Annotated in this window: 3 protein-coding genes; all 3 read left to right on the top strand. The window is 68.5% G+C overall.

Annotated elements, in window-relative coordinates:
* The first annotated feature begins 145 nt into the window (after positions 1-145).
* The 3 genes from AB0442_RS35345 to AB0442_RS35335 all read left to right on the top strand — a co-directional run bounded on the left by AB0442_RS35345 (position 146) and on the right by AB0442_RS35335 (position 9286).
* Positions 146-6610, top strand: a complete 6465-nt coding sequence (locus tag AB0442_RS35345; protein ID WP_366167657.1) for an RHS repeat-associated core domain-containing protein — start codon at positions 146-148, stop codon at positions 6608-6610.
* A gap of 24 nt (positions 6611-6634) precedes the next feature.
* A complete protein-coding gene (locus tag AB0442_RS35340) occupies positions 6635-7060 on the top strand; it encodes a hypothetical protein (RefSeq protein ID WP_366167656.1) in 426 nt (141 codons plus the stop codon).
* Positions 7061-8179: 1119 nt separating this feature from the next.
* Positions 8180-9286, top strand: coding sequence for a hypothetical protein (locus AB0442_RS35335; RefSeq protein WP_366167655.1), 1107 nt, complete (start codon positions 8180-8182; stop codon positions 9284-9286).
* The last annotated feature ends 172 nt before the right edge of the window (positions 9287-9458 follow it).

Raw genomic sequence — 9458 nt, 5'->3', positions numbered from 1 at the left:
CCGGTATGTCCGGGGTGCGGGGGGGCGGGGCGCCCACCCGCCCCCCCCACCCGCCGTGCCGTTTCCGGCACCGACCAGCCGGAGACGGCGGCGGTCCGATCCGGACGCGCCGCGAAAATCCATGATCGACAAGGAATCCCGACAGATGAGTACCGAACGGGCCGCCGACCGGCGGTCCCGAGGCAGAGCCCCGGCCGTCGTCGCCGCCACCCTGCTCTGCTCGCTGCTGCCCGCCCTGCCGCTCGCCGGCAGTGCCGTCGCCGCCGACCAGTACACCAAGCCCACCGCCACCTCGCCCGAGAAGCCGGTGAAGGGCTCGAACGGCAAGGTGAAGGCCCGCAAGGGCGACACCACCGTCAGCGCCCCCGTCGCCAAGCACACCAGCTGGCCCGGCGCGGGCAGCGCGAGCGTCGTCCCCGCGCCCGCGGGCAAGGGCCCGGCCCGGGCGGGCAAGCTGCCCGTCGCGCTGGAGAGCGCCCCCGCGGGCAACGCCAAGACCCTGTCCGCGGCACCCGCGTCCTCGCGGCAGGAAGCCAAGGTCGCAGTCCTCGGCCAGGACCTCGCGCGGAAGGCCGGCATCACCGGTGTGCTGCTGACCGTCGGCGGCACCGACGCGCCGACCAGGGTCAGCGTGGACTACAGCGGCTTCGCGCAGGCCGCCGGCTCCGGCTTCGGCGCCCGCCTGCACCTGGTCCAGCTCCCGGCCTGCGTGCTGACCACCCCGGAGAAGCCGGAGTGCCGCGCCCAGACCCCGCTGCCCGGCGGCAACGACCTCGAGAAGCAGACCGTCACCGCCGACACCGCCGCACCGGCGGCGCCGGCCGGCTCGATGCGCCTCCAGGCCCTCTCCGGGCCGGTGACCGTCCTCGCCGCGACCGCCGACACGGCCGGTCCCAGCGGTGACTACAAGGCGACCCCGCTGTCCTCGGCGTCCTCGTGGTCGACCTCGCTGAACAGCGGTGCGTTCACCTGGTCGTACGACATGCCGCTGACCGCCATGCCGGGCGGTCTGACCCCGAAGGTCGGCCTGTCGTACAACTCCGGCTCGGTCGACGGCCGGACCGCCAGCAGCAACAACCAGGCGTCCTGGGCCGGTGACGGCTTCGAGCTGTCCCCCGGCTTCGTCGAGCGCAGCTACAAGCCGTGCGCCGACGACGGCGCCCCGAAGACCAACGGCGTCACTCCCGGCGACCAGTGCTGGGCCACCGACAACGCCACCATCAGCTTCGCCGGACACTCCGGTGAACTGATCCCGGTGAGCGCCAACGAGTGGCGGATCAAGGGCGACGACAACACCAAGGTCACCCGCGGCCGCGACGTCAACCGCGCCAACGGCGACAACGACGGCGAGTACTTCCGGGCGGTCACCCCGGACGGCACCCGCTACTACTTCGGCTACAACCGCCTGTCCAACTGGGCCAGCGGCAAGCCCGAGACGAAGTCCGTGTACACCGTGCCGGTCTACGGCAACAACGCGGGCGAGCCGTGCAACGGCGCCGACTTCGCCTCGTCCTGGTGCCAGCAGGGCTGGCGCTGGAACCTCGACCTGGTGATCGACGCCCACGGCAACGACGTCACCTACTGGTACACCCAGGAGACCAACAACTACGGCCGCAACCTCAAGGCCACCGACCGCACCCCGTACGTCCGCGGCGGCCGCCTGGAGCACATCGAGTACGGCCAGCAGCAGTCCGACATCTACTCGGCGACCGTGAAGCCGATGGGCCGGGTGGACTTCGGCACCGGCGAGCGCTGCCTGGAGACCACCTCGGGCACCTGCGACCCGGCGAACATCGACGCCAACCGGCAGTACTGGTACGACACTCCGTGGGACCGGAACTGCAAGGACGGCACCGACTGCACCGGGCAGTACTCCCCGACCTTCTTCACCCGCACCCGCCTCACCCAGGTCGTCGCCAAGACCCTGCAGGCCGACGGCAGCTACGCCGCCGTCGACACCTGGGACCTGAAGCACAAGTGGGGCACCGCCGACTTCGACTACCAGCTGCTGCTGGACTCGATCAAGCACACCGGCTCCTCCGCGACGCCGGCGATCGCACTGCCGCCGACCACCTTCGCCTACAAGCAGATGGTCAACCGGCTCGACAAGGTCGGTGACGGCCGGGCGCCGTTCATCAAGCAGCGCCTGGGCACCATCACCGACGAGCTCGGCGGCCAGCTCGACGTCAACTACTCGGCAGCGGTGTGCGACTGGGCGAACCTGCCCACCCCGCAGACCAACACCACCCGCTGCTTCCCCCAGCAGTACCAGGCGTCCGACGAGGCACCGGTGACCACCGAGTGGTTCAACAAGTACGTCGTGGAAGCCGTGATCGCCACCGACCGCACCGGCCACGCGCCGGACATGGTCACCCACTACACCTACCTCGGCGACGCCGCCTGGCACTTCGACGACGAGAACGGCCTGACCAAGGACAAGCTCAAGACCTGGTCCCAGTGGCGCGGCTACGCCCGCGCCCGGGTCGAGACCGGCGGCGTGGCCGCCATGTCCACCCAGGCCGAGCACTGGTTCCTGCGCGGCATGGACGGCGACCGCAACGACCCCGCCGACAAGACCAAGAAGCGCAGCGTCACCGTCGACGACGGCCACGGCACCGTCCTCACCGACGACCAGGCGTGGGCCGGCTACGAGTACCGCACCGAGCAGTACGACAAGCCCGGCGGTGTGATCCTCTCCAAGACGGTCAACACGCCGTGGAAGAAGCAGAGCGCCACCCGCACCAACGACTGGGGGACCACCACCGCCAACCTCACCGGCACCGCGGTGACCCGCTCCTTCACCTCGCTCGACAAGGGCGCAGGTGCAGCCTGGCGCGAGACCCGCACCAACAACACGTTCGACGCCTACGGCCGGACCACCCAGGTCGAGGAACTCGGCGACGTCGCCGTGGCCACCGACGACAAGTGCACCCGCACCACGTACGCGGACAACACCTCGTCCTGGATCCTCAACGGAGTCACCCGGACCGAGGCCGTGGCCGCCGACTGCGCGACCAACGTCAGCCGTGAGACGCAGGCCGACGGCACCTCCGCCGTCCTCGCCGACACCCGGCTCCGCTACGACGGCCAGGCGTACGGCGCCGCCCCCACCAAGGGCGACGTCACGCTCACCGAGACGCTCAAGTCGCAGACCGGCACCAGCGCGACCTACCTGGACAGCTCCGCGACGTTCGACCTGTACGGCCGCAAGCTGACCGACACCGCGCTGGTCTCGACCACCGTGTTCGACACCACCGGTGCGACCAGCCCGGTCACCACCGCGTCCACCGACGCCCGTACCACCACCAACGCCTACACCCCGACCACCGGACGTGCGACCAGGTCCACGCTCACCACGCCGCCGGCCACGGTCGGCAACAGCGCCACCGCCCAGACCACCACGGTCGACTACGACCTGATGCGAGGTCTGAGCACCAGCACCATCGACGCGACCGGCCGTCGCAGCGATCTCATGTACGACGCCCTGGGCCGCTCCCTGAAGGTCTGGCGGCCCGACCGCCTCAAGTCGAGCGGGCAGACCCCGAACCACGAGTTCGCGTACGCGATCGCGGACGGGGCGATCACCGCCGTCACCAGCAAGACCCTCAACGCCGACGGCTCGCAGGCCACCACCTACACCCTGTACGACGGCCTCGGCCGCATCCGGCAGACCCAGGCCCCGGGTGACAACGGCGGCCGGATCCTGACCGACACCTTCTACGACGAGCGCGGCCAGGCCGCCCTCGCCTACGCCCCCTACTACGCCACGGGAGCGCCCTCCCCCACGCTGTTCAAGGTCGAGGACGCCACCGGCGTCGAGACCCAGACCGCCAACACCTACGACGGCCTCGGCCGCGTGGTGAAGGCCACCACCCTCGCCGGCAACGGCGTCGGCACGCCGCTGTCCACCACGCTCACCGAGTACGGCGGCGACCGCGTCACCGTCACCCCGCCGCAGGGCGACATCCCGACGACCACCATCACGGACGCCGCGGGCCGCACCACCGAGCTGCGCCAGTACAAGTCGGCCACCCCGACCGGCGCGTACGACGCCACCACCTACGGCTACGACCCGGCCGGTCACATGAACAAGCTGACCGACCCGTCCGGCACCGTGTGGACCTGGCTCTACGACCAGCTCGGCCGCCAGACCAAGGCCGTCGACCCCGACAGCGGCACCGCCACGAAGGCGTACAACGCCCGCGGCGAGGTCACCAGCACCACGGACGGCCGCGGCAAGACCGTCTCCAGCGTCTACGACAACCTCGGCCGCCTCATCGAGACCCACGACGGCCCGGTCACCGGACCGCTGCTCACCTTGCAGACCTGGGACCCGTCCGGCAACAAGGGCCAACTGTCCACGGCCTCACGTTTCAGCACCGTCGGCGCGACCACCTATGAGTACAAGACCACCTACTCGCTGTTCGACACGCTGTCCCGACCGACCCGAACCACCGTCACCGTCCCGTCCGTCCCCGGTCAGGAGAACCTGGCCGGCTCCTACATCAGCGGCACGACCTACCGCCTCGACGGGCTGGTGAAGTCGGTCGCCTACCCGGCGGCCGGCAACCTCGCCTCCGAGTCGGTCGCGTTCACCTACGACGGCCTCCACCGGATGACCGCGGCCGAGGGCCTGAGCAAGTACCTGACCGCCCAGAGCTACAGCCTCACCGGCAAGCCAATGCAGTCCACGCTGAGCAACGGCACCGCCAGCAAGGACACTTACGTCACCCTCGGCTACGAGTGGGGCACCCAGCGACTGGCCTCCAGCCGCACCGACCAGTACGGCATCACCGGCGCAGCCCGCGCCGCCGCCTACACCTACGACCAGGCCGGCAACGTCACCTCGGTCACCGACACCTCGCGCTCCGGCACCGACCGGCAGTGCTTCACCTACGACTACCTCACCCGCCTCACCGAAGCGTTCACCCCGACCGGCAGCTCCTGCCCGGCCTCGCCGACCGGCGCCACCCTCGGCGGCCCGGCACCGTACTGGACCGGCTGGACCTACAACACCAACGGCACCCGGGCCACCGAGACCCGTCACGACCCGGCGGGCAACACCGCCAACAACACCACCACCACCTACACCTACCCGGCCCCCATGGCCGCCCGGCCCCACACCCTGACCGGCACCAGCACCGTCACCGGCGGCACCGGAACGCCCGTCACCCAGGCCTACGCCTACGACAACTCCGGCAACACCACCGAACGGCACCTCAAGCCCAGCGGCACCCAGACCAGCGACCAGATCCTGACCTGGAACACCGAAGGCCGGCTCGCCCAGGTCGCCGACACCGTCAAGAACGGTGCGACCACCACCACCAAGACCACCGACTACCTCTACGACACCTCGGGCAACCGACTGATCGGCCACACCCTCGACACCGCCAGCCCGGCCGCCGAGAACTGGACGCTCTACCTCGGCACCACCGAGCTCAACCTCGTCAAGGGCGCGGCCAAGGCCACCGCCACCCGCTACTACCCGCTCGGCGCCACGGCCACCGCCGTCCGCACCGACGACAACAAGGTCACCTTCCAGGTCAACGACCACCACGGCACCGCCGAACTCAACATCGACGCCACCACCGGCGCCCTCAACCAGCGCCGCACCACCCCGTTCGGCGACACCCGTGGCACCGCCCCGACCACCTGGTCCGGCACCCGCGGCTTCCTCGGCGGCGTCAACGAGGCCACCGGCCTCACCCACCTCGGAGCCCGCGACTACGACCGCACCACCGGCCGCTTCATCTCCGCCGACCCGCTCTTCGCCGCGACCGACCCCCAGTCCCTGGCCGCTTACACCTACGGCGACAACAACCCGCTCAGGTACAGCGACCCGTCGGGGCTGGCCCTGGAGGAGTGCGCCAGCGGGATGTACCGCTGCCAGGGCGGAACGAAGGTCCTCGGCGAAGGCCCGAGGTACCAGGCGATCGTCGCGCAGAACAAGGCCGATGAACCGTACCGGAAGGCCGCACTGGCCGCGTACCTGGTGAGCGTGGGAGTCAAGCCGGCCGGGTGGACCGGCAGCCTGCCGACCAACGTCGCGGACGAGATGAGGAAGGCACGCCGGGCCTACGGTGAGCAGCTGGAGAGGGAGTACCGCCAGAACACCAACTTCAAGTACGAGACGGTGCCCGGCCAGACGCAGATCCCCGGGGCGGAGCCGTACGACGAGATCGCGACCGGCAAGGCCAAGAAGTCGGAGCTGATGGTCTGCGCGTACATCGGCGTGGCCGACTGCTACGACGTGAAGCAGATCACCGGCTGGTCCGCGAACGTAGCGAAGGCCGCTTACCCTGGGAAGGAGAACGAGGGGCAGAACGCCTTCCGGCACTTCACCTGGCAGGCCATGATCACGGCCAAGTACGGGGCCCAGACCGCCGAGATGGTCGCGGACGCCCACGAGGCGTACGGCGACCGGGAAGGCCACAACTATGCTGACCACCTCTCGGACCTCGTGAACAACGAGTACGGCCGCCAGATGGGCGAGAAGATCGCCGCAGCCAACCCCGGGGCCTCGGAATCCCAGCTCAGGGACGCGATCACCAGGGAGGCAAGGAACTACATGACCGGTGGGAACTATGCCCGACCCAATGACTTCGAGTAACCCGCTCCAGAAGGGAGATGTCGGATGAGCGGCCCCCTGGGGTCACGCCGGATGGGCGTCCGTTCCCTGGTCGGCTCGCTGGTGGCCGTCCTACCGCTGGCGGTGTCCTGCACCGTGCAGACGGACGAGGACAGGGCGCGGCATGTCGTCGGGTCCTGGAAGTCGCCGAACCTGGGCACGATCCAGTTCCTCAAGGACGGTGCGCTCGGAGAGGTGGGCCTGCCTCCCAGCGTGTGTCACAAGGGGTCGTGGTCAGCGGACACGAAGTTCACCGGTACCTGGCGCCCCTGGCACCTGGACTCCGTCGGGCCGGCTACGGAGGTCACGTTGACGGCCGCCGCCGGTGGCCCGACGTGCGACCTGTTCTTCCTGTACTCCACGGATCAAGGTCAGCCAGAGCTGGACCTGGCCTATGCCCCGGAGGGTAGCGAGCCCTTCGTCCGGCAGTAGACCAGCAGACCGGTCACCGCGGAGAACCTGAGCCTCCGCACGAGGGGTCGTGCTCATCCCACCGAGGATGAGCACGACCCCTCTTCGCACCCCGGCGCCGGTGGCCGCACGCGGTTCCCCGGCGCCCGGCCGATGGCGGACCCGCTCTCTGACTCTCTCGGTTCCGGACCTCCTGCCGTCGCTCACCTCCCGCTCTCTCCTCAACCTCGGGAATCGCGCCGTCTGCCGTGGAGAGTTGTCGGAACACCCGGTTGACATGGCCGTACCGGACCGGACCGGCCGCCCGGGCAACGTGGTGCTCCGTCTCCCCGACCTTGCTGACTATCAGGATCGCCAACACCACGCCTACATCGGCCCGTCTGCGGGACGGTACCGCCGGTGCGCAGCCAACGGCTGCTTCGAGCTGGAGCGACGTTGCGTCAGCCGGCGTGCGCGGGTTGATCGGACGGCTACTTCCGAGCCCTGTTGATGGCAGAGCACCCACATACCTGGGCTTCAGCCCACAGCGTCCGGGTCACCTGCGTGGACGACCGTAGGCCGGCGTTGACCTGCGTAGACGTACCAGCGGTGATCATCGCGTCCCGGACCATCCCCGGGCAACAGGAAAGGGCCTGGAAGCTCTAGGCTTCCAGGCCCTTTGACCTGCGACTTCAACGTCGGGACGACAGGATTTGAACCTGCGACCCCTTGACCCCCAGATCGCAAGACATGGCGTTTCCGCAGTTCAGATGGCTCGCTGCGCACACGTAGCTGTGCAGTCGAGCTGCTGTTGCTCTACTGCGCGTATGGCGTTTGGTCCCGCGTTGGTCCCGCCGCGAGACCAAGCAGCACCTCGCGGATTGGTCATCTGTCCCCCTAGGCGCACCGTCGTGGGCAAGCCCTACCAGGGAGTTAGCGCTGCCAAACCGCTAGTCCTTCGCCACCTTCATTCGCAGGGTTGTTCCCGTGCCCGCGGCAGCCGCTCTCAGCCGTTGTTGTCAGACGGATTGGCCGGCCTGCCTTCTGGCTACCCTCAGTCCTCCGACGCTTGACGCATGGGGGTAGCCAGGTCGGCAACCGTTATCCGACCGACACCCGAAGTGCCGGTAGCTAGTTGGTCGCACCAATACGCTGCTCGCCATGGCACGCTCGACCCAACTCCTCGCAGCAACTACTGCGCTGGCCGCGTTGGTCATCGCCGGATGCGGAAGCGCTCAGCACAGCACCTCCAGCCATGGCAGCACCCAGGCTTCACCTAGCTCCACGGCATCCTCGGCAGCCGAGCGGCCTGCCGATATTCCTGGCGTGACGGGGTATCTCTATACCGGCGACGGCGTCATCGAGTATCTCCAGTGGACGACCAGCGGTTCGAGCCTCCAGGGCACTGCGATCCGCGCAGTTGCCACAGGGACCCCGCCCAAGGCTTCGGTTGCCACGACCAGCAGCTCGTTCTTCGGTCAGACCCGTGGATCCAATGTCAGCCTCGACATCGATCTTCACACCGACAACGGCGTGTATTCGAGGGACTCGCTCACGCTCAATGTTCTCCAAAAGGACGGAGCCATACGAGCGATCGTCTACCGCCATGCTTCTGATGACGAGTACAACACCGCCCTCGCTGCCCTCAAGGCCGGCGTTCAGCAGCGCAACGATGAGGCACAGCACTCCGCGGACCAAGGGTCGACGGAGCAAGCCTTGACGAAGGCGTACGACAGCCTTCTCAGCGTAGAGCGCTCACTTCGGAGCGACACGGATGCCCTTTCCGGTGACGTCGCGACAGCTGACAACGACCTAGCCGCCACTCGAAGGGACCAACAAAGCGTCCTCAGCGAGGTCACTACCGCAGACGCCGCGAGCGTTTGCGTCGATGCCGCCGGAGTCAATGTCGATGCCGTAGGAGTCGGCGTCGACGCGAACGGGCTGAAGATCTCCTTGTCTACGATCGAGACCGATCTGGGCTCCATCCACAGTGCAGAGTCCAAGCTCAACGACACGTTGCAAGCACTTCTCCGGATCGAACCTGGATACAACGGTCAGGGCTCAGCGCTAACCCCTGACGCTGTCCGGCAGGCAATCTCCACAGCCGAGGCGCTCGCTCGACAAAGCGTCATCCGAGCAAACGACGCAGTTGACCACGTGAACGGCGACGTCACCGCAGCACACGGCTATGCGGTCAATGCGGCAAACGCTGGAGACGGGTGCAATCCTCCTGATTCAGCGCCGGCGCCGCTCACGCACCTGGACTGAGCTAGGCCAGCCACCACCGCCTCACGTAGGCCGGCTAATGCTCGGCTCCGTGCTTGGCGTGTGGTCCCGTTCTGGCCCGTTCCGATACCGGCAACGCCTCGAGATGCGACCATTTGACCCCCAGGCGCATCAACGGTCGCCCCACCGGTTCCATTGGTTCAGCCGGCCGGGC

It is taken from the genome of Kitasatospora sp. NPDC085895 (assembly GCF_040702125.1).
In the GTDB taxonomy this organism is placed as follows: Bacteria; Actinomycetota; Actinomycetes; order Streptomycetales; family Streptomycetaceae; genus Kitasatospora; species Kitasatospora arboriphila.
This window is presented reverse-complemented; position numbering and strand designations above follow the sequence as displayed.